21 protein-coding genes are annotated in these 23,033 nt (G+C 64.6%); all 21 read right to left on the reverse strand.

The genetic code is table 11. The annotated features are described in order from the left end of the window. Nucleotides 1-29: 29 nt before the first annotated feature. On the reverse strand, nucleotides 30-620 hold the full coding sequence (hisB, locus tag AC56DV_RS13460) for an imidazoleglycerol-phosphate dehydratase HisB (RefSeq protein ID WP_056399982.1): 591 nt from the start codon (nucleotides 618-620) through the stop codon (nucleotides 30-32). Nucleotides 621-639: 19 nt separating this feature from the next. Then, nucleotides 640-1,731 (reverse strand): histidinol-phosphate transaminase, encoded by a 1,092-nt coding sequence (gene hisC, locus AC56DV_RS13465; protein ID WP_496314794.1) that lies wholly within the window; start codon nucleotides 1,729-1,731, stop codon nucleotides 640-642. 18 nt (nucleotides 1,732-1,749) lie between these two features. Continuing rightward, nucleotides 1,750-2,730: a DNA-methyltransferase gene (locus AC56DV_RS13470; RefSeq protein WP_496314795.1), complete on the reverse strand. Its 981-nt coding sequence runs from the start codon at nucleotides 2,728-2,730 to the stop codon at nucleotides 1,750-1,752. After that, nucleotides 2,730-4,061 (reverse strand): histidinol dehydrogenase, encoded by a 1,332-nt coding sequence (gene hisD / locus AC56DV_RS13475; RefSeq protein WP_496314796.1) that lies wholly within the window; start codon nucleotides 4,059-4,061, stop codon nucleotides 2,730-2,732. Before hisD ends, AC56DV_RS13470 begins: the two co-directional genes overlap by 1 nt. Beyond that, entirely contained in the window at nucleotides 4,061-4,735 is a 675-nt protein-coding gene (gene hisG / locus AC56DV_RS13480; RefSeq protein WP_057154125.1) for an ATP phosphoribosyltransferase, read from the reverse strand. The genes hisD and hisG overlap by 1 nt, the downstream gene beginning before the upstream one ends. 10 nt (nucleotides 4,736-4,745) lie before the next feature. Further along, nucleotides 4,746-5,996 (reverse strand): UDP-N-acetylglucosamine 1-carboxyvinyltransferase, encoded by a 1,251-nt coding sequence (gene murA / locus AC56DV_RS13485; protein ID WP_496314797.1) that lies wholly within the window; start codon nucleotides 5,994-5,996, stop codon nucleotides 4,746-4,748. Nucleotides 5,997-6,007: 11 nt separating this feature from the next. Next, a complete protein-coding gene (locus AC56DV_RS13490; RefSeq protein ID WP_107869491.1) occupies nucleotides 6,008-6,244 on the reverse strand; it encodes a BolA family protein in 237 nt (78 codons plus the stop codon). Between the two features lie 11 nt (nucleotides 6,245-6,255). After that, the gene (locus AC56DV_RS13495; protein WP_496314798.1) at nucleotides 6,256-7,017 is read right to left on the reverse strand and encodes an ABC transporter permease; all 762 of its coding nucleotides are present in this window, start codon (nucleotides 7,015-7,017) and stop codon (nucleotides 6,256-6,258) included. After that, complete coding sequence (locus tag AC56DV_RS13500) at nucleotides 7,014-7,925, reverse strand: ABC transporter ATP-binding protein (protein WP_496314799.1); 912 nt, start codon at nucleotides 7,923-7,925, stop codon at nucleotides 7,014-7,016. The genes AC56DV_RS13495 and AC56DV_RS13500 overlap by 4 nt, the downstream gene beginning before the upstream one ends. Nucleotides 7,926-8,087: 162 nt before the next feature. Further along, nucleotides 8,088-8,429 (reverse strand): STAS domain-containing protein, encoded by a 342-nt coding sequence (locus AC56DV_RS13505; protein ID WP_496314800.1) that lies wholly within the window; start codon nucleotides 8,427-8,429, stop codon nucleotides 8,088-8,090. A gap of 28 nt (nucleotides 8,430-8,457) precedes the next feature. After that, the gene (locus AC56DV_RS13510) at nucleotides 8,458-9,117 is read right to left on the reverse strand and encodes an MlaC/ttg2D family ABC transporter substrate-binding protein (RefSeq protein ID WP_496314801.1); all 660 of its coding nucleotides are present in this window, start codon (nucleotides 9,115-9,117) and stop codon (nucleotides 8,458-8,460) included. 32 nt (nucleotides 9,118-9,149) lie between these two features. Further along, nucleotides 9,150-9,974, reverse strand: coding sequence for an MlaA family lipoprotein (locus AC56DV_RS13515; protein WP_496314802.1), 825 nt, complete (start codon nucleotides 9,972-9,974; stop codon nucleotides 9,150-9,152). An 11-nt stretch (nucleotides 9,975-9,985) separates the two neighbouring features. Then, nucleotides 9,986-10,456 (reverse strand): outer membrane lipid asymmetry maintenance protein MlaD, encoded by a 471-nt coding sequence (mlaD, locus tag AC56DV_RS13520; RefSeq protein WP_056400019.1) that lies wholly within the window; start codon nucleotides 10,454-10,456, stop codon nucleotides 9,986-9,988. Between the two features lie 44 nt (nucleotides 10,457-10,500). Continuing rightward, on the reverse strand, nucleotides 10,501-11,283 hold the full coding sequence (gene mlaE, locus AC56DV_RS13525) for a lipid asymmetry maintenance ABC transporter permease subunit MlaE (RefSeq protein WP_496314803.1): 783 nt from the start codon (nucleotides 11,281-11,283) through the stop codon (nucleotides 10,501-10,503). Beyond that, entirely contained in the window at nucleotides 11,280-12,083 is an 804-nt protein-coding gene (locus AC56DV_RS13530) for an ABC transporter ATP-binding protein (protein ID WP_496314804.1), read from the reverse strand. Before AC56DV_RS13530 ends, mlaE begins: the two co-directional genes overlap by 4 nt. Before the next feature lie 239 nt (nucleotides 12,084-12,322). After that, complete coding sequence (locus AC56DV_RS13535) at nucleotides 12,323-13,786, reverse strand: glutamate synthase subunit beta (protein ID WP_496314805.1); 1,464 nt, start codon at nucleotides 13,784-13,786, stop codon at nucleotides 12,323-12,325. A gap of 24 nt (nucleotides 13,787-13,810) precedes the next feature. After that, complete coding sequence (locus tag AC56DV_RS13540) at nucleotides 13,811-18,532, reverse strand: glutamate synthase-related protein (protein ID WP_496314806.1); 4,722 nt, start codon at nucleotides 18,530-18,532, stop codon at nucleotides 13,811-13,813. A gap of 132 nt (nucleotides 18,533-18,664) precedes the next feature. Beyond that, complete coding sequence (locus AC56DV_RS13545) at nucleotides 18,665-19,375, reverse strand: transposase (RefSeq protein ID WP_496314807.1); 711 nt, start codon at nucleotides 19,373-19,375, stop codon at nucleotides 18,665-18,667. A gap of 104 nt (nucleotides 19,376-19,479) precedes the next feature. Next, on the reverse strand, nucleotides 19,480-21,072 hold the full coding sequence (locus AC56DV_RS13550) for a methyl-accepting chemotaxis protein (protein WP_496314808.1): 1,593 nt from the start codon (nucleotides 21,070-21,072) through the stop codon (nucleotides 19,480-19,482). A gap of 143 nt (nucleotides 21,073-21,215) precedes the next feature. Then, nucleotides 21,216-21,896 carry a response regulator transcription factor gene (locus AC56DV_RS13555; protein WP_496314809.1) on the reverse strand — a complete coding sequence of 227 codons (681 nt, stop codon included), beginning with the start codon at nucleotides 21,894-21,896 and terminating at the stop codon, nucleotides 21,216-21,218. A 90-nt stretch (nucleotides 21,897-21,986) separates the two neighbouring features. Further along, nucleotides 21,987-23,030, reverse strand: coding sequence for a PAS domain-containing sensor histidine kinase (locus tag AC56DV_RS13560; RefSeq protein ID WP_496314810.1), 1,044 nt, complete (start codon nucleotides 23,028-23,030; stop codon nucleotides 21,987-21,989). Between the last annotated feature and the right edge of the window lie 3 nt (nucleotides 23,031-23,033).

Below are 23,033 nucleotides of genomic sequence, written 5' to 3' on the forward strand. Positions count from 1 at the left end.
CCCGCAAGGGCTATCCGCGCTGCGATTGATTACAAGCTACCTTTGGTCGACGGTATGGTGCCGGCGGCGCGTTCGTCCAGCGTGGTGGCCATGCGCAGCGCGCGGCCGAAGGCCTTGAACACGGTTTCGCACTGGTGGTGCGCATTGGTGCCGCGCAAGTTGTCGATATGCAAGGTCACCAGCGCATGGTTGACGAAACCGCGGAAGAATTCCAGCGTCAGGTCGACGTCGAAGCCGCCTATCATGGCGCGGGTGAACGGGATGTGGTACTCGATGCCTGGGCGGCCGGAAAAATCGATCACCACGCGCGACAGCGCCTCGTCCAGCGGCACGTAGGAGTGGCCGTAGCGCACGATGCCCTTCTTGTCGCCGATGGCCTTGGCGAACGCCATGCCCAGCGTGATGCCCACGTCTTCCACCGTGTGGTGGTTATCGATATGGATGTCGCCGGTGGCTTCCACCTCCAGGTCGAACAGGCCGTGGCGGGCGATCTGGTCCAGCATGTGGTCCAGGAAAGGGACGCCCGTGTTCAGCTTCTGCACGCCGGTGCCGTCCAGGTTGATGGCGACACGGATCTGGGTCTCGTTGGTGTTGCGGGTGATTTCTGCGGTGCGGTTCATGGAAAGCTCTACGTTGGTCTTAGGCTGCCTGCGAGGCTTTAAATGCTTCGAGGAAAGCGGCGTTCTCTTCCGGAGTGCTGACCGTGATACGCAGACAATTGGCCAGTACACTGTGCATTTTACCCACATTTTTCACCAGTACCTTACGGGACAGCAGATAGGTATTGGCGGCGTCGGCGTCGGGCACCCGGGCGAGGATGAAATTGGCGGCGGAGGGGAACACTTGCACGCCGGGTACGGCGGCCAAGGCCTCTGCCAGCAGTGCGCGTTGTTCGCGCAGAATGGCGGCTTGTTGGTTGAGCACGTCGAGGTTGTCGAGTGCGAATTCGGCGGCGACTTGCGTCAGCACGTTCACATTATACGGCGGACGGACCTTGTCCAGCTGCTCGAGCAGTTTCGGCGCCGCCGACATGTAGCCGAGGCGGATGCCGGCCAGGCCCAGTTTCGACACGGTGCGCATCACCACCAGGTTGTCGAATTCCGGCAGGCGGCTCATGAAGCTCTGCTGGGCGAAGGGCTCGTAGGCCTCGTCCACCACGGCAATGCCGGTGTCGCCCAGCGCCCGGATGATGGCGACGATGTCGTCCGCATCGAACAGGTTGCCGGTGGGGTTGTTGGGATACGACAGGTAGACCAGCGCCGGCTTGTGCTGGGCGATGGCGGCCAGCATGGCCGGCAGGTCCAGCGTCAGGTCGTCCTTCAGCGGCACGCCGACGAAGTCCATGCCGGCGAACTGCGCCGAGCGGGCGTACATGACGAAGGTGGGCACCGGCGCCAGCACCACGGCGCGGCGGTCCTGGCGGGCGCAGGCCATGTCCAGGATGGAGATCAGCTCATCGGAGCCGTTGCCCAGCAGGACGTCGTAGCCGGCCGGCACGCCGAGCTGCCTGCAGATGCGTTCCTTGACGCTGGCGTAGGAGGCCACCGGATAGCGGTTCAGCGCCACGGCGGCCAGGCGGCCGGCCAGCTCGGTGGCCAGATGCGCGGGCAGCGGGTAAGGATTTTCCATCGCGTCCAGTTTGATAAAACCGCTTGCATCTGCCACGTGGTAGCCGGGAACGGCCAGTACGTCGGAACGGATGGTGTTGCGGATGAGACTGTCGATGGACATCTTGCTGCACTCCTTAAGTCAAATGGTAACTTCTTCGGGGGGCGCCTTTTTCACGGCCCGTGATCGCTTGGGCGCGGCTGCCTTGGGGGCGGCGGCGGTTTTCTTTGTTGCGGTCTTCTTGTTCGGCGCGGCGGCTTTCACGGCAGCCTTGGGCTTGGCCTTCGGCGCGGCTTTCGCTTTGGTCTTGGCCCTGGCCGGCCGGGCCGGCGCATCCGGCGCTGCGGCAATCGCCAAGGCTTCGATGGTTTCCAGCGCGGCCAGGCGCTCGTTGATGATGGCGCAATATTCCGGGTTCAGCTCGAAGCCGACGAACTGGCGCCCGCAGCGGCGCGCGGCCAGCGCGGTGGTGCCGCTGCCCATGAACAGGTCCAGCACCACGCCGCCCGGCGGGCACGAGGCCTTGACCATGCGCTCGATGATCTCGAGCGGCTTCTGGGTCGGGTGGTTGGCGCGTTCCGGGTGCTCGCGGTGCAGGCGCGACACGCTCCACACGTCCTTCGGGTTGTAGCCCACTTCCAGCCACTTGGCGCCGATGAAGATGGAGCGCGAGCGCGCTTTCTTGGTCTCGGCGTCGTAGGGGATGCGCACGGCGTCCAGGTCGAAGTAGTAATCCTTGCGGCCGACGAAGAAGCCCACCGTGTCGTGCACCGACGAGTAGCTGCGCACGCTGCCGCCCATGGACGGCACGCGGCGGTCCCAGATGATCTCGTTCATCATCGTCATGCGCTGTTTCAGCATGACGAAGATTTCCGGCGAAAAGCGCCAGGTCAAAAAGATGTACAGGCTGCCGTTCGGTTTCAGCTTGGGCAGCGCCGCGTCTATCCACTGCTCGGTCCAGCGCAGGTATTCCTCCACCGTTTGCTGGTCCGATGCATTGCCGTAGTCCTTGCCCAGGTTGTAGGGCGGATCGGTCAGGATCAGATCGACGGAGCCGTCCGGGATGCGCGCCAGTCCGGACAGCGCATCCTCGCAGAAGACCTGGTTCAGCCAGTCGCTCATCAGTTGCTTCCGCCGGCCTTGATGCGCAGCTCGGCGCTGCGGGCGTGCGCCTGCAGGCCTTCGCCGTAGGCCAGTTCGGCCGCCACCTTGCCCAGGGTCTGCGCGCCCGCTTCGGACACGAAGATGATGGACGAGCGCTTCTGGAAGTCGTACACGCCCAGCGGCGACGAGAAGCGCGCGGTGCGCGAGGTCGGCAGCACGTGGTTCGGGCCGCAGCAGTAGTCGCCCAGCGATTCGGACGAGTAGCGGCCCAGGAACATGGCGCCCGCGTGGCGGATCTTGTCGGCCCACTGCTGCGGTTCGAGCGCGGAGATCTCCAGGTGCTCGGCGGCGATGCTGTTGGCGATGGCGCAGGCCTCGTCCATGTCGCGCACCTTGACCAGCGCGCCGCGGTCGTTGAGCGAGGTGCGGATCACTTCCTGGCGCGGCATCGTGGGCAGCAGCTTGTTGATGCTCGCTTCCACCTGCGCGATGTAGTCCGCGTCCGGGCACAGCAGGATGGCTTGCGCCAGCTCGTCGTGCTCGGCCTGCGAGAACAGGTCCATGGCCACCCAGTCCGGGTCCGTGGTGCCGTCGCACACGATCAGGATCTCGGACGGGCCGGCGATCATGTCGATGCCGACGGTGCCGAACACGCGGCGCTTGGCGGCGGCCACGTAGGCGTTGCCGGGGCCGACGATCTTGTCGACGGCGGCGATGGTCTCGGTGCCGTAGGCCAGCGCGCCGACCGCCTGCGCGCCGCCGATGGTGACGACGCGGGTGACGCCGGCCAGCGCGGCGGCGGCCAGCACCATCTGGTTCTTTACGCCGTCCGGGGTCGGCACCACCATGATGATCTCGGCCACGCCCGCCACCTGCGCGGGAATCGCGTTCATCAGCACCGACGAGGGATAGGCGGCCTTGCCGCCCGGGACGTAGATGCCGACGCGGTCCAGCGGCGTGATGCGCTGGCCCAGCACGGTGCCGTCGGGTTCGGTGTAGGTGAAACCTTGCAGCTCCTGCTTCTGGCGCTCGTGGAACACGCGGATGCGGTCGGCCGCCACCTGCAGCGCGGCGCGCTGGGTTGCCGGCAGCGCGTCCAGCGCGGCTTGCAGTTCGGCCTGCGGCAGGTCCAGCGTGTCCACCGAGGCGGCGCCGCCGTCCGGCAGGCGGTCGAAGCGGTTGGTGTATTCCAGCACGGCGGCGTTGCCGCGCGCTTTCACGTCGGCCAGGATCTTGGCCACGGCGGTTTCGATGGCGTCGTCGGTGGACGCCTCGAAGGCCAGCAGCGCGTCCAAAGCCGGCTTGAAGTCTGCGGCGGAGGAATCGAGTTTGCGGATCTGGATCGCCATTACTTCACCTTTTTCGAAGCGCGCTCAAAGGCCTCGATAATCGGTTGCAGACGCTGGCGCTTGAGCTTGAGCGCCGCCTGGTTGACCACCAGGCGCGAGGAGATGTCCATGATCTCTTCGACTTCGACCAGGTTGTTGGCGCGCAGCGTGCTGCCGGTCGACACCAGGTCGACGATGGCGTCCGACAGGCCGACCAGCGGCGCCAGCTCCATCGAGCCGTACAGCTTGATCAGGTCCACGTGCACGCCCTTGGCGGCGAAGTGCTCGCGCGCGGTGGTGGTGAACTTGGTGGCCACGCGCAGGCGCGCGCCCTGGCGCACGGCCGCTTCGTAGTCGAAGCCGGATTTCACAGCGACCGACATGCGGCACTGCGCGATGTTCAAATCCACGGGCTGGTACAGGCCCTCGCCGCCGTGCTCGATCAGCACGTCCTTGCCGGCCACGCCGAAGTCCGCCGCGCCGTGCTGCACATAGGTCGGCACGTCGGTGGCGCGCACAATCAGCACGCGCACATTGGGGTCGTTGGTGGCCAGGATCAGCTTGCGCGAAGTTTCCGGATTCTCGGTGACGGTGATGCCGGCTGCTTCCAGCAGCGGCAAGGTGTCTTCGAAAATACGGCCCTTCGACAGCGCAAGGATCAGCTGGGAATTGGCGTCGCTGTTAAATCCGCTCATGATGGTCTCTTTACTTGATTCGGCTGATGTTGGCGCCGATCGCCTGCAGCTTCACTTCCATGCGGTCGTAGCCGCGGTCGAGGTGGTAGATGCGGTCGATCAGCGTTTCGCCCTTGGCGGCCAGGCCTGCGATCACCAGCGAAGCCGAAGCGCGCAGATCGGTCGCCATCACGGGCGCGCCTATCAGCTGGTCCACGCCTTTGATAAAGGCCGTGTTGCCGTCGGTTTCAATTGCTGCACCCAGGCGGTTCATCTCCTGGACGTGCATGAAGCGGTTCTCGAAAATGGTTTCGGTCACGCGGCTGGCGCCATTGGCGATGGTGTTCACCGCCATGAATTGGGCCTGCATATCGGTCGGGAAGCCAGGGTATTCGGTGGTACGGAAAGTCACCGGGTTCGGACGCGCATCCATTTGCGCGCGGATGGTGTCTTTGCCGATGGTCATTTGCAGGCCGATCTCGCGCAGCTTGTCGAGCGCGGCGTCCATGATGTCGGTGCGGGTGTTGCGCAGCGTGATGTCGCCGCCGGTGGCTGCCACGGCGCACAGGAAGGTGGCCGCTTCGATGCGGTCCGAGATCACGGCGTGCGAGGCGCCATGCAGTTCAGGCACGCCCTGGATCACCAGGCGGTCGGTGCCGATGCCCTGGATCCTGGCGCCCATGGCCACCAGCAGGTTGGCCAGGTCGGTCACTTCCGGCTCGCGCGCGGCGTTTTCCAGGATGGTTTCGCCTTCGGCCAGGGTGGCCGCCATCAGCAGGTTCTCGGTGCCGGTCACCGTGATCATGTCGGTGACGATGCGGGCGCCCTTCAGTTTTTTGCACTTGGCGTAGATGTAGCCGGCGTCGATGCTGATCTCGGCGCCCAGCGCCTGCAGGCCCTTGATGTGCTGGTCCACCGGGCGCGAGCCGATGGCGCAGCCGCCCGGCAGCGATACCTTCGCTTCGCCGAAGCGCGCCAGCAGCGGGCCCAGTACCAGGATCGAGGCGCGCATGGTCTTCACCAGCTCGTACGGCGCTTCCAGCTTGTCGATGGCGCTGCCGTTCAGAACCACCTTGTCGCCCTCCTGCGTCACTTTCAGGCCGGTCTGGCCCAGCAGTTTCAGCATGGTGGCCACGTCGTGCAGGTGCGGCACATTGTCCAGCACCACGTCGCCCGCCGTCAGCAGGCCGGCGCACAGGATGGGCAGCGCCGCGTTCTTGGCGCCGGAGATGGTGACGTCGCCGACCAGGCGCTTGCCGCCCGTGATGAGGAGTTTGTCCATGGTGTGTGTCCTTAGCCTTTGTATTCTTCTGGGGTCAGCGTTTTCATCGACAGCGCGTGGATTTCCTCGCGCATGCGGTCGCCCAATGCCGCGTACACCAGCTGGTGGCGCTGGATCGGGCGCTTGCCGGCAAACGCCGGCGAAACGATCACGGCCTGGAAATGCTGGCCGTCGCCCTCCACTTCCAGGTGGGTGCATTCGAGGCCGGCGGAAATGTAGCCGTGGATCGCTTCAGGGGTAGTGGTCATGGTAGTTCCTATCAGTGGCGCAGACGATAACCGCTGCTCAATAAACGTATGGCCAGCAGCGACAGCACGGCCAGGAAGGCGCCGACGATGCCGAGGCTGATGAAGGGGTTGACGTCGCTCTGGCCGAAGAAGCCGTGGCGGAAGCCGTCGATCATGTAGAAGAACGGGTTCAGGTGCGACACGGTGAGCCAGAACGGCGGCAGCGAGTGGATCGAGTAGAACACGCCGGACAGGAAAGTCAGCGGCATGATCAGGAAGTTCTGGAACGCGGCCAGCTGGTCGAATTTCTCGGCCCAGATGCCGGCGATCAGGCCCATGGTGCCGAGGATGGCGGCGCCCAGCAGCGCGAACACCAGTATCCACAGCGGCGCCACGAAGCTCATGTCGGCGAACCAGGCGGTGACGACGAACACGCCCGCGCCCACCACCACGCCGCGCACCATGGCGGCGATCACGTAGGCCGAGAAGATCTCCCAGTGCGACAGCGGCGTGAGCAGCACGAACACCAGGTTGCCGGTGATCTTGGACTGGATCAGCGAGGACGAGGAGTTGGCGAAGGCGTTCTGCAGCACGCTCATCATCACCAGGCCGGGGATCAGGAAGGCGGTGTAGGTCACGCCCGGATACACCTGCACGCGGCCTTCCAGCACGTGGCCGAAGATCAGCAGGTACAGCATGGCGGTGAGGATGGGCGCGGCCACGGTCTGGGTGGCCACTTTGTAGAAGCGCAGCGTCTCTTTGTAGACCAGGGTGCGGAAGCCGGTCGATATCATATTGCCCCCTTGTCCATGATCTGCAGGAAGATGTCTTCCAGGTCGGCCTGCTGCAGCTGCATCTCGTCGATGACGGCGCCGCTCGCGCGCACGCGCGCCAGGATCTGCTCCACTTCCGAGTACTCGTTGATGCGCAGGCTGTACTTGCCCTGCGCCGCCTCTTCCGGGTGCGTGACCAGGTGGCGCAGGTCCTCCGGCAGCGCGCCCTGCTTCAGGTGCAGGATCAGCTGCGAGCCGGAAATGCGGCGGATCAGCTGGGACATGGTGTCCAGCGCCACCACCTGGCCCAGTTTGAGCATGGCCACGCGCTTGCACATGGCCTGCGCCTCTTCCAGGTAGTGGGTGGTGAGCACCACGGTGTGGCCTTCGCGGTTCAGGCGCGAGATGAATTTCCACAGCGTCTGGCGCAGTTCCACGTCCACCCCGGCGGTCGGCTCGTCGAGCACGATCACGGGCGGCTTGTGCACCAGCGCCTGCGCCACCAGCACGCGGCGCTTCATGCCGCCCGACAGCGCGCGCATGTTGACGTCGGCCTTGTTGGTCAGGTCGAGGTTTTCCATCACCTCGTCGATCCACTTGTCGTTGTTCGGCAGGCCGAAATAGCCGGACTGCAGGCGCAGCGTTTCGCGCACCGTGAAGAAGGGGTCGAACACCAGTTCCTGCGGCACCACGCCGAGCTTGCGGCGCGCGGCGCGGAAGTCGCCCGTGACGTCGTGGCCGTGGATGCTGACCTTGCCCGCGTCCGGCCGGATCAGGCCCGCGATAATGGAGATGAGTGTGGTTTTTCCGGCACCGTTCGGTCCGAGCAGGCCGAAGAATTCGCCCTCCTCGATGGTGAGGGAGACGCCGCCCAGTGCCTGGAGCGACTTGTAGCGCTTTTCGACATTGCTGATTTGGATTGCTGTCATGCTTGGCTTTAAGTTGGCTACGGCACTATGACCGTCGCGGGAAGGGCACAGGACCCGGAGGTGCGATATGCCGTGGCACTCTGGCAACGGCAACGGTCAATTATATTGGAAATTTGATTCGGCTACGCCGGACCGGAAACTGCTGCGGGGGTGGGGCGGGGGTCAATGATGGTGATGCTGCTGCGGCGCTGCGGCCGCTGGGGAGCTTGCTTCGCCGCATTCGGCCAGCGAGGGCGAGACCAGCGAGCAAACGCCGTACAGCTTGGTGAGGCTTTTCAGGTTGGCGGGCAGGTTCTTCAGCTCGAGCTGCAGGCCCGCCTGCTGCGCGGCGCGCTGCCATGCCAGCATCACCGACACGGCAGCCGAATCCACCGCCTGCACGTTGCGCAGGTCGAACACGGACTGGCCGCCGGCGATCGCCGCCACGCCCTGCTCCAGCGCCGCAGTGGCGTTGGACACGGTCAGGGACGTGAGGGATTGCATATTGTCGGTGGATGCGGACATGGTTTTTCGATCAATTGTTTCTAAGCAATTACTTGGCGGAAGCTGCCTTGATGGGGCGGCTGGCCAGCTTCTTGTTCTTTTCGGACAAGGTCTTGATCAGGCCATCGATGCCGCCCTTGCTGATTTCCGAGGCGAACGTGCCCTTGTAGGTCTCGACCAGCCACGCGCCCAGCACGTTGATGTCGTAGATCTTCCAGCCGGTAGGCGACTTGGCCACGCGGTAGTTCAGCGGAATCGGCTCGCCGCGCGCCACGTTCACCTGGGAACGCACTTCCACTTCGGTGTCCGACGGGTCGGCGCGCAGCGGCTTGAATTCGATGGTTTCGTTTTTCACCTGGGACAGCGCGCCCGAGTAGGTGAAGATCAGCAGCGAACGGAACTCGGTGGACAGCTGCTTTTGCTGTTCCGGGCTCGCTTCGCGCCAGTAGCGGCCGGCCGCCAGCGACGTCATGCGCTGGAAGTCGACGTACGGCAGGATCTTGGTTTCCACCAGGTCCATCACGCGCTTCTGGTTGCCGGCCTGGATTTCCTTGTCGGCCTTGGCGGTGTCCAGCACGTCCTGGCTGATGCGCTTGACCAGCACGTCCGGCGCTTCATTGCCGGCCGGGGCCGGTGCGGCGGTGGCGGCCATCGCTGCGGAGGCGAAAGCCACCGTGGCGAAAGCGAAAAGTTGTTTAATCAATTTCATCTCTGTTTAACCTTATTTTAGTTGCTTCAGGGTTACAGGCTGGCGTTCTTTTCCGCAGCCGGTGCCGCCATTATAGCCTCGCCCGTCACCAGGGCCGCATCGTTGCCATTGCCGGCATCGGCGGCGGCCGGCTTGGCCTCTTTCTTCTCTTCTTTCTTGTCCGCGTCCTTGCCGCCGCGCGGGCCCGACTCGCCATTGAATACCTTGCTTTCGCGCGCCTGCAGGAAACTGTCGCGCACGAACTCGTAACGGTCCAGCGCCGCCTCTTCCATCAGGCTGGTGGCGTCCAGCAGACCGGCACGCTTGTCGATGATGCGGGTAACGCTGCCGATGTTGCGCACGTTGACAGGATCTTTGTAACCCCATGGGTCGGCCTTGATGTCCAGCGGCAGCGCCACGGTGTCGCGCACGGTGGACGGGCCCAGCAGCGGCAGCATCAGGTAGGGACCGGATTGCACGCCCCAGTAGCCCAGGGTCTGGCCGAAGTCCTCGTTGTGCTTCTGCAAGCCGGCCTCGGAGGCGATGTCGAGCACGCCCAGCAGGCCGAAGGTGGAGTTCAGCGCCACGCGCATCACGTCCGACATGCCCTGCTCGCCCTTGCCCTGCATAAAGCCGTTGGCGGCGCTCCACACGTCCGACAGGTTGCCGAAGAAATTGTTCACGCCGGTCTGCACGAACGTCGGCAGCACGTTCTTGTAGGCGGTGGCGGCCGGCTTCAGGGCCGCCTGGTCGACCGCGTCGTTGAACTTGAACATGCTGCGGTTGAAACCCTCGTACGGGTCGCGCGGGTTGGGGCCGGCGCAGCCGGTCAATGCGGCGGCAGCCGCTACAGCCAAGGCCAGGTGACGGAACTTCATTGATGCACTCATTAGTTGCTATCCTTTCCTTCAGCTGCTTTGCTGTAGATGAATTGGTTGATCAGGTCTTCCAGCACGGCGGCGGACTGGGTGCGCGCGATCTTGTCGCCCGCCACCAGGTTGTTGGTGTCGCCGCCGGCTTCGATGCCGATGTATTGCTCGCCCAGCAAGCCAGCCGTGAGGATTTTAGCCGAGCTGTCTTTCGGGAATGCGTAGCTGGTTTCCATATTCAGGGTTACCAGCGCCTTATAAGACTTGTCGTCGAAGCGGATCTTGGCCACGCGGCCCACCACCACGCCGGACGCCTTGACCGCGGCCTGCTCGCGCAGGCTGCCGATGTTGTCGAACTTGGCAGTCACTTCATAGGTCGGGGCGAACGACAGCGAACTGGCGTTGCCCGCCTTCAGCGCCAGGAAGGCCAGCGCGGCCACGCCCAGCACGACAAACAAACCGACCCACAGATCCAGAGATTTACGTTGCATGACACTATCCTAACTTGTTTTTATTTCTGCGGCGCACAATGCCGTTACTTGCTGAACATCAGCGCCGTCAACATGAAGTCCAGCCACCAGATCATCAGCGACGAGATCACCACCGTGCGGGTGGTGGCGCCGGCCACGTCTTCCGGCGTGGGGCGGGCTTCATAGCCCTGGTACAGCGCGATAAAGGTGATGGCGATGCCGAACACGATGCTCTTGGCAAAGCCGTTGAACACGTCTTTCCAGATGTCCACGCCGCCCTGCATCTGCGACCAGAACGCGCCCTCGTCCACGCCGATCAGCTGCACCCCGACCAGGTAGCCGCCGAAGATGCCGACCGCGCTGAAAATCGAGGCCAGCACCGGCACGGCGATCACGCCGGCCCAGAAGCGCGGCGCCAGCACGCGCTGCACCGGGTTGACCGCCATCATTTCCATGGCCGACAGCTGCTCGCCGGCCTTCATCAGGCCGATTTCCGCCGTCAGCGAAGTGCCGGCGCGGCCGGCGAACAGCAGCGCGGTGATCACCGGGCCCAGTTCGCGCGTCAGGCCCAGCGCCACCAGCAGGCCGAGCGACTGCTCGGCGCCGTATTTGTTCAGGGTGTAATAACCCTGCAGGCCCAGCACCATGCCGACGAACAGGCCGGACAGCGTGATGATGAGCATGGAATAATTGCCGATGAAGTGCAGTTGCTCGACGATCAGGCGCGGACGGCGCAGCAAGCCGGGCGACACGCCCAGCAGGTAGAAGAAGGTGCGGGTGCTGTAGCCCACGCCTTCGACGTGTTCGCGCACCCAGTTGCCCAGGCGTTCCAGCAGGCCGGCGATCATGCGCGCTCCTTCAGGCCGAGATCGGCCGCCAGGGTCTTGCCCGGGTAGTGGAAGGGCACGGGGCCGTCGGCCTCGGCGTGCACGAACTGCTTCACGTAGGGGTCGGACGAGGCCATCATCTCGTCCGGCGTGCCGTGCGCCACCACCTTGCCTTGCGACAGGAAGTAGACGTAGTCGGCGATGTGGAACGATTCCTTCACGTCGTGCGAGACCAGGATGGTGGTCGAGCCGAGCGCGTCGTTCAGGTTGCGGATCAGGTTGGCGGTCACGCCCATCGATATCGGGTCCAGGCCGGCGAACGGCTCATCGTACATAATCAGTTGCGGGTCCAGCGCGATCGAGCGCGCCAGGGCCACCCGGCGCGCCATGCCGCCGGAGATCTCGCCCGGCTTCATTCTGGCGGCGTTGCGCAGGCCCACCGCGTGCAGCTTCATCAGCACCAGGTCGCGGATCAGTTCTTCCGGCAGGTCGGTGTGCTCGCGCAGCGGAAACGCCACGTTTTCGTACACGGACAGGTCGGTAAACAGCGCGCCGTGCTGGAACAGCATGCCCATTTTGCGGCGCAGCAGATACAGGTCATCGGTCTTCAATTTGTGAACGATCTGGCCGTCCACCGACACGTGGCCCTTGGACGGGCGGATCTGGCCGCCGATCAGGCGCAGCACCGTGGTCTTGCCGCTGCCCGAGCCGCCCATGACCGCCACTACCTTCCCGCGCGGGAAGTCCATCTGGAGGCCCGACAGGATGGACCTTTTTCCATAGGAGAAGTGTAAATCACGGATTTCGACTAGATTCGGCACGACCACGCTCACTTTTTTGAATCCCGTATTGTAGTGCAGAAACGCCAACCTCTGCTGAGAGCCCCCTCGGGAGGGGGAGGCAAGAGGCAAATAATACAACATTAATAACTAGAAAGTCAGTAATTTACATCTGGAAAGGTTTGTTAATTGCTGCGATGCAGCAACGGCAAGTAAAAAAAACCGGAGCCGTCGAGGATCGCCCGTCGTGCTCCGGTGGGAGTGAAACTACTACTTGGGAATCAGCGCGGCAGGACGGACGAACCCATCAGGAATTCATCGACTGCGCGGGCGCACTGGCGGCCTTCGCGGATGGCCCAGACCACGAGGGACTGGCCACGGCGCATGTCGCCGGCGGCAAATACTTTCGATACCGAGGTCTTGTAGCTCTGCTCGCCTTCGGTGCTGGCCTTGGCGTTGCCGCGCGCATCCTTGTCGACGCTGAAGGCGTCCAGGATGTTTTGCACCGGCGATACGAAGCCCATGGCCAGGAACACCAGGTCGGCTTTCATTTCGAATTCGGAGTTCGGCACTTCCTGCATCTTGCCGTCCTTCCACTCTACGCGGCAGGCGATCAGCTTCTCGACCTTGCCGCCCTTGCCTTCCAGGCGCTTGGTGGCCACCGCCCAGTCGCGCTCGCAGCCTTCCTCGTGCGAGGACGAGGTGCGCAGCTTGGTCGGCCAGTACGGCCACACCAGCGGCTTGTTTTCCTGTTCCGGCGGCATCGGCATCAGTTCGAACTGGGTCACCGAGGCGGCGCCCTGGCGGTTCGAGGTGCCGACGCAGTCGGAACCGGTGTCGCCGCCGCCGATCACCACCACGTGCTTGCCGGTGGCCTTGATCTGGTCTTTCACCTTGTCGCCGGCGTTGACCTTGTTCTGCTGCGGCAGGAAGTCCATGGCGAAGTGCACGCCCTTCAGCTCGCGGCCCGGCACCGGCAGGTCGCGCGGCTGCTCGGCGCCGCCGGCCAGGATCACGGCGTCGAATTCCTTCTCCAGGTCCTCCGGGAAGATGGTTTCCTTGGCCCAGTTGTTGACGTTGGCCGGGAAGTCCTTGCCGATCAGCACGCTGGTGCGGAAGGTCACGCCTTCGGCCTGCATCTGCTCGACGCGGCGGTCGATGTGCGACTTTTCCATCTTGAAGTCGGGAATGCCGTAGCGCAGCAGGCCGCCGATGCGGTCGCTCTTCTCGAACACCGTCACGTCGTGGCCCACGCGGGCCAGCTGCTGGGCCGCCGCCAGGCCGGCCGGGCCGGAACCGACCACGGCCACCTTCTTGCCGGTCTTGGCGTCCGCTGGCTGGGGAACCACCCAGCCGTGCGCCCAGCCTTCGTCGATGATCTTGTGCTCGATCGACTTGATGCCGACCGGGTCGTCGCTGATGCCCAGGGTGCAGGCCGTTTCGCACGGCGCCGGGCAGATGCGGCCGGTGAACTCGGGGAAGTTGTTGGTCGAGTGCAGCACGTCCAGCGCGTCGCGGTAGTTGCCGCGATAGACCAGGTCGTTCCAGTCCGGGATGATGTTGTTGACCGGGCAGCCGTTGTTGCAGAACGGGATGCCGCAGTCCATGCAGCGCGCGCCTTGCACCTTGGCCTGGTCGTTGCTCAGGTGCAGGACGAATTCCTTGTAGTTTTTCAGGCGCGTCTCGGGAGCCAGATAGCTCTCTTCCTGACGCTTGAATTCCATGAAGCCGGTGATTTTACCCACGATGATTCCTTATTCTTGTCCAGTTCAGGCGGCGATGGCCTGGGTTTCCATTTCCAGCGCGGCGTTGTCCGCCATCTCGATCAGGGCGCGCTTGTACTCGTTCGGGAACACTTTCACGAACTTGGCGCGGCCGTCGGCCCAGTTGTCGAGCAACAGGCGGGCGCGGGTGCTGCCGGTGTGCTTGAAGTGGCGCTCGATCAGGCGCTTCAGGATCACCTCGTCGGCCTCCGGTTCGCCGTCGCGGTGCTGCGCGTGCCAGGTGTTCTTATCCAGCTTCTGCTCGGCGGCAGGCAGCACCGACTCCAGGCTGACCATGGCGGGGTTGCACTTCTGCGCGAAATCGCCGTCCGGGTCGTACACGTAGGCGATGCCGCCCGACATGCCCGCCGCGAAGTTGCGGCCGGTGGCGCCCAGCACCACCACGGTGCCGCCGGTCATGTATTCGCAGCCGTGGTCGCCCACGCCTTCCACGATGGCCGTGGCGCCCGAGTTGCGCACCGCGAAGCGTTCGCCGGCCACGCCGTTGAAGAAGGCTTCGCCGGCAATCGCGCCGTACAGCACGGTGTTGCCGATGATGATGTTGTTCACGGCCCAGCCGCGGAACTCGGTGTTCGGACGCACGATGATGCGGCCGCCCGACAAGCCCTTGCCGACGTAGTCGTTGCCCTCGCCCACCAGGTCCAGCGTGATGCCGTGCGCCAGGAAGGCGGCGGCGGACTGGCCGGCCGTGCCTTGCAGCTGGATGTGGATGGTGTCGTCCGGCAGGCCGGCGTGGCCGTAGCGCTTGGCCACTTCGCCCGACAGCATGGTGCCCACGGTGCGGTTCAAGTTCTTCACCGGCGAGATGAAGGACACCCGTTCGCCCTTCTCCAGCGCGGCCTTGGCCTGCGCGATCAGCTTGTGGTCCAGCGCCTTGTCCAGGCCGTGGTCCTGGTCTTCCACGTGGCGGATGGCTTGCTCGCCCTGCACTTGCGGCTGGAAGAAGATGTTGCTGAAGTCCAGGCCCTGCGCCTTCCAGTGGGTGATGGCTTTGGACTTGTCCAGCAGGTCCACGCGGCCGATCAGCTCGTCGTAGGTGCGGATGCCCAGCTGGGCCATCAGCTGGCGCGCTTCTTCAGCCACGAAGAAGAAGTAGTTCACCACGTACTCGGGCTTGCCCTGGAACTTGGCGCGCAGCACAGGATCCTGCGTGGCCACGCCCACCGGGCAGGTGTTCAGGTGGCACTTGCGCATCATGATGCAGCCTTCCACCACCAGCGGCGCGGTGGCGAAGCCGATCTCGTCGGCGCCCAGCATGGCGGCGATGACCACGTCGCGGCCGGTGCGCATCTGGCCGTCCGCTTGCACGCGGATGCGGCTGCGCAGGCCGTTCAGCACCAGCGTCTGCTGGGTTTCCGCCAGGCCCAGCTCCCATGGGGTGCCGGCGTGCTTGACCGAGGACAGCGGCGAGGCGCCGGTGCCGCCGTCATGGCCGGCCACCACCACGTGGTCGGCCTTGGCCTTGGTGACGCCGGCGGCCACGGTGCCGATGCCCACTTCCGACACCAGCTTGACCGAGATCGAAGCGCGCGGATTGACGTTCTTCAAGTCGTGGATCAGCTGCGCCAGATCTTCGATCGAGTAGATGTCGTGGTGCGGCGGCGGCGAAATCAGGCCCACGCCCGGCACCGAGAAGCGCAGCTGGGCGATGTATTCGGACACTTTATGGCCCGGCAGCTGGCCGCCTTCGCCCGGCTTGGCGCCCTGCGCCATCTTGATCTGGATCTGGTCGGCCGAGTTCAGGTACTCGGCGGTGACGCCGAAGCGGCCCGACGCCACCTGCTTGATGCGCGAACGCATGGAGTCGCCCGCCTGCAGCGGAATGTCGACCACCACTTGCTGCTTGCCCACCACGGAGGCCATGGTGTCGCCCTGCTTGATCGGGATGCCCTTCAGTTCCATGCTGTAGCGGGCCGGATCCTCGCCGCCTTCGCCGGTGTTCGATTTGCCGCCGATGCGGTTCATCGCCACGGCCAGCGTGGCGTGCGCTTCGGTCGAGATCGAACCGAGCGACATGGCGCCGGTGGCGAAGCGCTTGACGATTTCCTTGGCCGGCTCGACTTCGTCCAGCGGGATGGCCTTGGCCGGGTCGAGCTTGAACTCGAACAGGCCGCGCAGGGTCAGGTGGCGCTTGCTCTGGTCGTTGATGATCTGCGCGTACTCTTTATAGGTCGAGTAGTTGTTGGCGCGGGTCGAGTGCTGCAGCTTGGCGATCGCGTCCGGCGTCCACAGGTGGTCTTCGCCGCGGATGCGGAAGGCGTACTCGCCGCCCGCGTCCAGCGCTTCCTTGAGCAGCGGATCGTTGCCGAAAGCCAGGTTGTGCAGGCGCAGCGCTTCTTCCGCCACTTCGAACACGCCGATGCCTTCCACGTTGGAGGCGGTGCCCTTGAAGTACTTGTCCACCAGCGACTTGTTCAGGCCGATGGCCTCGAAGATCTGCGCGCCGCAGTAGGACATATAGGTCGAGATGCCCATCTTGGACATGACCTTCATCAAGCCCTTGCCGATGGCCTTGGTGTAGTTGTAGATGGCCTGTTCGCCGGACAGCTCGCCCGACATTTCGTGGGCCAGCTCCATCAGCGTTTCCATCGCCAGGTAGGGGTGCACGGCTTCCGCGCCGTAGCCGGCCAGCAGCGCGAAGTGGTGGGTTTCGCGGGCCGAGCCGGTTTCCACCACCAGGCCGGTCGAGGCGCGCAGGCCTTTCGACACCAGGTGCTGGTGGATGGTGGAGGTGGCCAGCAGCGCCGGGATCGCCACGCGGTCCGGGCCGATGGAACGGTCCGACACGATCAGGATGTTGTGGCCGGACTTGACCGCATCGACGGCTTCCGCGCACAGCGAAGCCAGGCAGGCTTCCACGCCTTCCTTGCCCCAGGCCAGCGGGTAGCAGATGTTCAGCTCGTACGACTTGAACTTGCCGCCGGTGTGCAGCGAGATGCCGCGCAGGCGGGCCATGTCGTCGAAGCCCAGCACCGGCTGCGACACTTCGAGGCGCATCGGCGGATTGACGTTGTTGGTGTCCAGCAGGTTCGGTTTCGGGCCGATGAAGGACACCAGCGACATCACCATCGCTTCGCGGATCGGATCGATCGGCGGGTTGGTTACCTGGGCGAACAGCTGCTTGAAGTAGTTGTACAGCGGCTTCAGTTTGTTGGACATGACGGCCAGCGGCGAGTCGTTGCCCATGGAGCCGGTGGCTTCCTCGCCGGCGGCGGCCATCGGCGCCATCAGGAAGCGCAGGTCTTCCTGGGTGTAGCCGAAGGCTTGCTGGCGGTCCAGCACCGACGCCACGGCTTTTTCGCCCGGCGCGGCGCTGTACTTGATGCGGTTGTGGGCCTGCTGGCTTTCGGACAGCTTGATTTCGTTGAGCTTGATGCGCACCGCGTTGATCCAGGCTTTATAAGGCTTGGCGTTGGCGTAGGTGTCCTTCAGCTCCTTGTCGTCGATGATGCGGCCCGCTTCCAGGTCGATCAGGAACATCTTGCCCGGCTGCAGGCGCCATTTCTGGATGATCTTCGATTCCGGAATCGGCAGCACGCCGGATTCGGACGCCATCACCACCAGGTCGTCGTCGGTGATGATGTAGCGCGCAGGACGCAGACCGTTGCGGTCCAGCGTGCCGCCGATGTAGCGGCCGTCGGTGAAGGCCATGGCGGCCGGGCCGTCCCATGGCTCCATCATCGCCGCGTGGTATTCGTAGAACGCCTTGCGGTTGTCGTCCATCAGGGTGTGGTTTTCCCATGCTTCCGGGATCATCATCATCATCGCCTGCGCCAGCGGGTAGCCCGCCATCAGCAGCAGTTCCAGCGCGTTGTCGAAGCAGGCGGTGTCCGACTGGCCTTCGTAGATCAGCGGGAACAGTTTCTGCAGGTCCTCGCCCAGCACGGCCGACTTCATCACGCCTTCGCGGGCGCGCATCCAGTTGAAGTTGCCTTTCACCGTGTTGATCTCGCCGTTGTGGGCGATCAGGCGGTACGGGTGGGCCAGCGGCCACTCGGGGAAGGTGTTGGTGGAGAAACGCTGGTGCACCAGCGCCAGCGCCGAGATGCAGCGCGGGTCCTGCAGGTCTTTATAGTAGACGCCGACCTGGTCGGCCAGCAGCAGGCCCTTGTACACCACGGTGCGGGCCGACATCGACGGCACGAAGAATTCTTTGCCGTGCAGCAGTTTCAGCGCCTGGATGGCGTGGCCCGACGATTTGCGGATCACGTACAGTTTGCGCTCCAGCGCGTCGGTCACCATGATGTCCGGGCCGCGGCCGATGAAGATCTGGCGGATGATCGGTTCTTTGGCGCGCACGGTGGGCGACATCGGCATGTCGTAGTCCACCGGCACGTTGCGCCAGCCCAGCACGACCTGGCCTTCGATGCGCACGGCGCGCTCGATTTCCTGTTCGCAGGCGATGCGCGACGCGTTTTCCTTCGGCAGGAACACCATGCCCACGCCGTATTCGCCTGGCGGCGGCAGTTCCACGCCCTGCTTGGCCATTTCGTCGCGGTAGTACTGGTCCGGGATCTGGATCAGGATGCCGGCGCCGTCGCCCATCAGCGCATCCGCGCCGACTGCGCCCCGGTGGTCCAGGTTCTTCAGGATCAGCAGACCCTGCTCCACGATGGAATGGCTCTTGTTGCCCTTGATGTGGGCGACGAAACCGACGCCGCAGGCGTCATGTTCATTAGCTGGGTCGTACAAGCCTTGCGCAATCATGCGTTTCTCCACTGCTGAAAACTATCGAAAAGTCAGAGTAGTGCAACGCACAAAAAAACTCAACAAGAATAATTAGGGTCGGAGTCGAATTAAATTTTTTCCTGTCGCTTTGAATTTTAAATAGGGACACAGTCAATCCCCGCGCTCGGCGGGCGCGGTTTTCTTGAACGGGCGGCCCCGTTTGGCCGGCAATACCTGCCGCTGGACGCGGTTTTGCAGCTCGGTTTTGAAGCGCTCCGAACCCAGCGGCCAGCCCTTGAGCACGGCCTTCTCCACCGTGGCGATCTGCTCGGCCGACAGGTCGGAGCCGGCCAGCTCCTTGTAGGCGGCTTCGCGCTGGAACGGCGTGTTGCCCAGCGCCCAGTACAGCGCGTGGTCGGTCACCACCGGATCGGAGCGCAGGCCGACGTGGTGGGCGTAGCTGGACCAGGCGTACTGCTCAGGCTGGCCGGCCAGCCCGTTGCGCACCGGCAGGAACTCGATATAGCGGCTATTGCTCATCAGATATGACTCGGCATCGATGACCGAGGTCTTGTAGCGGCCCTGCCACAGGGTGCCGGAGCGGCCGTATTTCTGGTTGAAGTAAGGCACGTAGTAGCGGCCGATCCACTGCATCATCAGGCCCAGGCCGTCTTCATCGCTGGGCGTGAGCAGCAAATGCAGCTGGCCGGGCGTTAATACATAGGCATGCACGGCCACTTTCCAGTTTTTGGCGGCGCTGCGCAGCCAGCCCAGAAAAGCCGTGTAATCGTCGGCGTCCTGGAACATGGCCTGGCCGTTCAGGCCGCGCTGGACCACGTGGTGAGGTTGAAAGGGGACAATAAGGCGGGGAAGGCGGGCCATGGCAGGACGGAAAGGGTGACTGGAAGCGCGATGCTAACCCATTTCAGCCACTCTGTCCCTCATTATTTCCCACGGAATGAAATCCGCCCCGGCTCTGTCCCTGTTTACCGGGAGTAGCTCAGTGCGGGGGCGCCGCTGGCGGCGGCGGCCGGCCTGGCCAGCTGGAACACGCTGACGGCCTGCGCCAGCGCCTGGCTCTGGTCCTGCAGTGCCGCCGCCGCCGCGGCAGCCTCCTCCACCAGCGCGGCATTCTGCTGGGTGACCTCGTCCATCTGCGAAATGGCGCGGTTGATCTGCTCGATGCCGCTGGTCTGCTCCGCGCTGGCGGCGGTGATCTCGCCGATGATATCGGTGACACGCCGCACGTTGAGCACGATTTCCTCCATGGTGCCGCCGGCCTGGTCAACCAGCCTGGCGCCGGTCGACACCTTTTCCACCGAATCGTCGATCAGCACCTTGATCTCGCGCGCGGCGGCCGCGCTGCGCTGGGCCAGGGTGCGCACCTCGGTTGCCACCACGGCAAAGCCGCGTCCCTGCTCGCCGGCGCGGGCCGCCTCCACCGCCGCATTCAGCGCCAGGATATTGGTCTGGAAGGCGATGCTGTCGATGACGCCGATGATGTCGACAATCTTGTGCGCGGACGCGTTGATCTGGCCCATGGTGTCGACCACCTGGCTGACCACGGCGCCGCCGCGCTGCGCCACGTCCGAGGCCGACAGCGCCAGCGTGTGCGCCTGGCGCGAATTGTCGCCGTTCTGCTTGACGGTGGCGGTCATCTGCTCCATCGAGGCGGCGGTCTGCTCCAGCGAGCTGGCCTGCTGCTCGGTGCGGGCGGACAGGTTCATATTGCCGCTGGCGATTTCGCTGGACGCGGTGGCGATGGTTTCCGTGCCGCCGCGCACCTGGCCGACTATGCGCACCAGGCTGGCGTTCATGTCTTTCAGCGCCTGCAGCAGTTGGCCGGCCTCGTCGCTGCGGCCAACCACGATGCGGCTGCTCAAGTCGCCGGCGGCGACGGTCTGCGCCACCTGCACCGCCTGCTGCAGCGGCGCCGTGATCGAACGCGTCAGCACGTAAGCGAACCAGGAACCCAGCAGCAGCGCGCCGCCGGCCATGGCCAGCAGGAACCAGCGACCGTCGCGGTACTGCTGCTGCACCTGGGCCGCCAGCGCGCGGCCGACGCCGGCCTCGTGCGCGCCGATCAGGTTCACCGCCTGCTGGTAGGCGGCGAACTGCGGCTCCAGCTTCTCGTCCACCATGCGCCGGGCGCCGTCCGCGTCGCCGCCCTTCTTCAGGGCGAACACCGCGTCGCGCGTGGCGGCGTATTGCTTGCGCACCGGCGCCACCGCATCGAACAGGCGCTTTTCCTCGCCGCCGGCCAGCAGGGATTCCAGTTGCTTTTGAATCGCGTTGACGCGCTCGCGGGTGGCCGCGGCCTTGTCGGCCTCGCCTTGCGATTCAGCCTGCTCGGTGTTGCGGGCAAAGGCGATCACGCGCACGCCGCTGATGCTGATCAGGCCGTGCCATTCGGCCGTCAGGCGCTCCTTGAGCATGGCGCTGCCGACCATTTCCTCGCTCAGCTGGCCGACCGCCTGCAGCCGCCAGATGCCGGCCGCCGCCATCATGGCCATCATCAGCATCACCACGCCAAAGCCCGCGCCCAGGCGCGCTCCTATCTTCCAGTTCTGGAATTTCATCGCATTTCTCCCGCTGTGGACGCGCCGCCGCTGCGGGCGGCGCTGGAAATCCATAGTAGGTGAAATGCGGCGGCCGTAAACTATCGAATAGTCACAAGCGCGCAACGGGCCAGCCACGCATGGCGGCGGCGCTCGGCCTCAAGTCAGGACAGATTGAAGCTGGCGGACAGGCTGTAGCCCTCGCCGTAGGCGCTGCGCAGAGGCAGGTCTTCGCCCAGGCCGCTGCGCGCCTTCTTGCGCAGGCGGTACACCAGCATGTCGACGCGGCGGCCGGCGTCCGGGTCGTCGCCGCCGATGCCGGCCACGATGACCTGGCGCGGCACGGGACGGGTGTTAATCGTCAGCAGGTGCAGGAAGTTGCATTCCTTTTCCGTCAGGGTGATGGCCTGGCCCGACAGTTCCAGCAGGCGGGCGCTCACTTTCAGGGTCCACTTGTTGGGCAGCTGCACCGGCTCCTGCGGGCCGACGCGGCGGTCCAGCGCCTCGATATGGGCGGCCAGCTCCGGGAACTTGATGGGCTTGGTCAGGTAATGGTCGGCGCCCAGGCGCAGGCCGAGGATGCGGTTGTCGAAGGCCACGCGGCCGGTCAGCACCAGCAGGCCGATCTGCGGATACAGCTGGCGCATGCGCGGGATGACGTTGAAGCCGTCCTCGTCGGGCAGGCCCAGGTCGAGCACCACCACGCCAACGTTGCCCTGGCTGAGCGCCGACCACATTTCGCCGGCATTGTTGGTGATGTGGACTTCGTGTTCAAGCTCAGTCAGGAACTCCGCCATTTCTTCGGCATAGTCCAGATTGTCTTCCACGATCAGTATTTGCGTCATTGATGCGCCAATCTCAAATTAGTTGCAAGCCGAAGCTTGCGTGCGAGAATTATCACGGTTGCAATCGCGCGGCGCAAGGTATTTCCCGGCTCACGCCGGTATAGGCAGCCAAATCCGAAATTTCTTGCCGCTTTCAGAAAAATTTTCCACTGTCAGCGTGCCGCCGTGCACTTCCACCACCGCGCGCGCCATATACAAGCCCAGGCCGGAACCCGGAATGCCGGCGGCGGCGCGGCCGCGAAAGCCCCTGTCGAACAGCTTACCTATTTCATCGGCAGGTATGCCAGCCCCCAGGTCCGATACCGACAACTCTATCCCGCCTTCTGTTGCTTTTTTGCCGACAAGCGTTATCTCGTCGCTATCATCTGTGTACTTAATGGCATTGTCCAGCAAAATGTCCAGGACGAGACGCATGCCGGCCGGATCGCAGCGCATCCACTGCGGCAAGCCGTCCTCCACCACGCGCACCGCGGCGCGCCGGGCCTGCGCCTGCTCGGCGGCATTCTCCAGCAGCGCCAGCGGCGACACCTCGTTGGGCTGGCGCCGGCGGCCGATGCTGGCCATGCGCTCGGGCGACAGGTACTCGTCCAGCATGGCCAGCAGGCGGTCGACCGCGGTCTGGATCTTGGTGTAGCGCTTGCGGGTGGCTTCGTCGTGGTGGGCGCCGGTCATTTCCAGGCGCTGGATGGCGCCGTCTATGGTCGACAGCGGGGTGCGGAATTCGTGCGACAGCATGGAAGCGAACTTCTTCTGCTGCTTGTGCCATTCCTGGCGCTCGCTGACGTCGCGCACCGAACCGGACAGCGCGACGGCGGTGCCGATATCGTTCAGCACCAGCGTCGATTCGATTTCCACCGGGATCATGTGGCCGTCGGCGTGCGGCACCTCCAGCTCGCGGCGCACGCGGAAGCGGCTGCGCTCGCCGGCCGCGAAGCGCTCCAGGCGCTGCGGCAAATCGGCCACCAGCACGTCCGACAGCGCCTGGGCCCGCTCCAGGTTGTAGCCGAAGCGGCGCCCGGCCGCCGGGCTCAGGTACTGGATGCGGCCGCTTTCGCAGTCCAGCAGGAAATGCACCTCGCTGCTGTTGTCCAGGATCTGCTTGTAGAGCGCGTGGTTGAAGTCCGTGTCGTCCATGCG

This window comes from Massilia sp. BGA-UO-ETr-WB1, assembly GCF_059567845.1.

What these genes read in the sequence shown, in the direction of transcription:
- AC56DV_RS13495 (WP_496314798.1), bottom strand. Translation starts at nt 7,017, where the DNA reads ATGATATCGACCGGCTTCCGCACCCTGGTCTACAAAGAGACGCTGCGC.
- hisC (WP_496314794.1), bottom strand. Translation starts at nt 1,731, where the DNA reads ATGTCCATCGACAGTCTCATCCGCAACACCATCCGTTCCGACGTACTG.
- hisD (WP_496314796.1), bottom strand. Translation starts at nt 4,061, where the DNA reads ATGGCGATCCAGATCCGCAAACTCGATTCCTCCGCCGCAGACTTCAAG.
- AC56DV_RS13505 (WP_496314800.1), bottom strand. Translation starts at nt 8,429, where the DNA reads ATGTCCGCATCCACCGACAATATGCAATCCCTCACGTCCCTGACCGTG.
- AC56DV_RS13490 (WP_107869491.1), bottom strand. Translation starts at nt 6,244, where the DNA reads ATGACCACTACCCCTGAAGCGATCCACGGCTACATTTCCGCCGGCCTC.
- AC56DV_RS13540 (WP_496314806.1), bottom strand. Translation starts at nt 18,532, where the DNA reads ATGATTGCGCAAGGCTTGTACGACCCAGCTAATGAACATGACGCCTGC.
- AC56DV_RS13500 (WP_496314799.1), bottom strand. Translation starts at nt 7,925, where the DNA reads ATGACAGCAATCCAAATCAGCAATGTCGAAAAGCGCTACAAGTCGCTC.
- hisB (WP_056399982.1), bottom strand. Translation starts at nt 620, where the DNA reads ATGAACCGCACCGCAGAAATCACCCGCAACACCAACGAGACCCAGATC.
- hisG (WP_057154125.1), bottom strand. Translation starts at nt 4,735, where the DNA reads ATGAGCGGATTTAACAGCGACGCCAATTCCCAGCTGATCCTTGCGCTG.
- AC56DV_RS13560 (WP_496314810.1), bottom strand. Translation starts at nt 23,030, where the DNA reads ATGGACGACACGGACTTCAACCACGCGCTCTACAAGCAGATCCTGGAC.
- AC56DV_RS13545 (WP_496314807.1), bottom strand. Translation starts at nt 19,375, where the DNA reads ATGGCCCGCCTTCCCCGCCTTATTGTCCCCTTTCAACCTCACCACGTG.
- mlaD (WP_056400019.1), bottom strand. Translation starts at nt 10,456, where the DNA reads ATGCAACGTAAATCTCTGGATCTGTGGGTCGGTTTGTTTGTCGTGCTG.
- AC56DV_RS13515 (WP_496314802.1), bottom strand. Translation starts at nt 9,974, where the DNA reads ATGAAGTTCCGTCACCTGGCCTTGGCTGTAGCGGCTGCCGCCGCATTG.
- AC56DV_RS13510 (WP_496314801.1), bottom strand. Translation starts at nt 9,117, where the DNA reads ATGAAATTGATTAAACAACTTTTCGCTTTCGCCACGGTGGCTTTCGCC.
- AC56DV_RS13470 (WP_496314795.1), bottom strand. Translation starts at nt 2,730, where the DNA reads ATGAGCGACTGGCTGAACCAGGTCTTCTGCGAGGATGCGCTGTCCGGA.
- AC56DV_RS13550 (WP_496314808.1), bottom strand. Translation starts at nt 21,072, where the DNA reads ATGAAATTCCAGAACTGGAAGATAGGAGCGCGCCTGGGCGCGGGCTTT.
- AC56DV_RS13555 (WP_496314809.1), bottom strand. Translation starts at nt 21,896, where the DNA reads ATGACGCAAATACTGATCGTGGAAGACAATCTGGACTATGCCGAAGAA.
- murA (WP_496314797.1), bottom strand. Translation starts at nt 5,996, where the DNA reads ATGGACAAACTCCTCATCACGGGCGGCAAGCGCCTGGTCGGCGACGTC.
- mlaE (WP_496314803.1), bottom strand. Translation starts at nt 11,283, where the DNA reads ATGATCGCCGGCCTGCTGGAACGCCTGGGCAACTGGGTGCGCGAACAC.